Below are 1676 nucleotides of genomic sequence, written 5' to 3' on the forward strand. Positions count from 1 at the left end.
ACTCTTACCCCCTTTTTTTCGCGTCTTCGCGTCTTCGCGTGAGACCTCTTGAAGGTCTTCGGCTACCGCGCCTGACAGCCGAACCGTTGCAATTTTTCACGCGAAGACGCGAAGACGCGAAAAAAAATGGCAGACCGGCCTTGCTGCCCCGGGTTCAGGCCAAAGGCCGGTGACGAACTTTGATAATGTCCGCGGCGATCGATGGTTCAGGCCGGTCGGGTGCTAGAGGTATCCGACCGGAATCGCCCAGACCGATTTCGATAACGCGACATCAGTGTCCTTGAGGCAGATGACGCATCCTTCGCCGATCGGCTGCATCAAGGCTTCGAGGGCCGCGAAGTTCTTGCTGGCACCGAGGCTGGGCGTCATCGTTTTCTTGAACTCGGTCGGGTACAGTCTCCCATCCTGGCTTATGATGAGGTCGATCTCCTTCTGGTCGCGGTCCCGGTAGAAGTAGAAATTCCCAGTCCTGCCCCTGTTCCAGTATGTCTTGAGGATCTCGGCCACCATATAGGTCTCAAGAACAGCCACCGACATGGCGCCGGCTTCGAGAGCCTCCGGTGTCGACCATCGGGTCAGATAGGCGCAAAGCCCGGTGTCGAGGAAATAGAGCTTCGGCGTCTTCACCAGGCGATTGGTGATGTTGTTGTGATAGGGCTGCAGCATGAAGACCAGGCCGGACGTTTCCAGGATTGAGAGCCAGGCCTTGACCGTCTTTTGGTCGACATCGACGTCCCGCGCCATATCCGCATAGTTGACGAGTTGGCCGGTCCGAGCCGCCACGGCGCGAAGAAAGCGGGCAAAGGCGATTTCATCACCCACGCGCGCCAGGTCCCGGACATCTCGCTGGATGTAGGTTTGCGTATACGAGCTGTAGAAAATGTCCCGCGGCATTTCCGGATTTAGGGCGATTGCGGGGAAGCTTCCGGTCCAGATCGTGCGGTAGATGTCAAGGACGGCTGAGCTTGAAGGTTTTGCCCTGGCCTTTTCGATCCAGCCTGGAGTTGGCAGGAAGGGGCCCTGGTCAGCAGCGCGGTCGTCGCATTCGGCCTGGGAGAGTCCGATCAGGTCGAGAATGGCGATCCGGCCAGCCAGGGTTTCAGATATGCCGTGCATCAGGTGGAATTTTTGCGATCCCGTGAGCCAGTATTGGCCGCGGGTTTGTGTCTTGTCGACGAGGCTCTTGATCACGCTGAACAGTTGCGGGGCATATTGCACCTCGTCGATGATCAGGGGCGGCTTGTGCAGTTGCAGGAACAGGGCCGGGTCGGTCCGGGCCAAGGTGCGCTGATCGAGGTCGTCCAGGCTGACATAGGCTCTGCCCGGTTCCTTACAATCCTGAAGCAAGGTCGTCTTACCGACTTGACGGGGCCCGGTGACGAGCACGACAGGAAAGACCGTCGAGACGGACTTCAGCGTTTCGGTCAAAGTGCGGCGTACGTGTTCCATAGTCTCGGCTAATCTGGAATTGAATTCCATATTAGCCGGAAACGGTGCTGTTGGCGATCAAAAATTTCATAGGCGGGTGTGAAGCGCGGCGCCTGGAAATGATTTAAGGCGGAGGACTTATACCAACCCACTTTGACTTTCACATTCTTTCCGCAAGGGGACCCCTCCGTCTCGACGCGCTACGATCTTCGATCTCCGCTTGCTCGCCACCTCCCCATCGAAGGGTG

1 protein-coding gene is annotated in these 1676 nt (G+C 57.8%); it reads right to left on the reverse strand.

The genetic code is table 11. The annotated features are described in order from the left end of the window. Nucleotides 1-222: 222 nt before the first annotated feature. Entirely contained in the window at nucleotides 223-1449 is a 1227-nt protein-coding gene (locus tag ABAC402_RS38885) for an ATP-binding protein (RefSeq protein WP_023451364.1), read from the reverse strand. Nucleotides 1450-1676: the final 227 nt, after the last annotated feature.

It is taken from the genome of Asticcacaulis sp. AC402, from assembly GCF_000495835.1.
Lineage (GTDB): Bacteria > Pseudomonadota > Alphaproteobacteria > Caulobacterales > Caulobacteraceae > Asticcacaulis.

Excerpts from the sequence above, each read along its gene's own strand:
- ABAC402_RS38885 (WP_023451364.1), bottom strand. The coding sequence starts at position 1,449 with ATGGAACACGTACGCCGCACTTTGACCGAAACGCTGAAGTCCGTCTCG.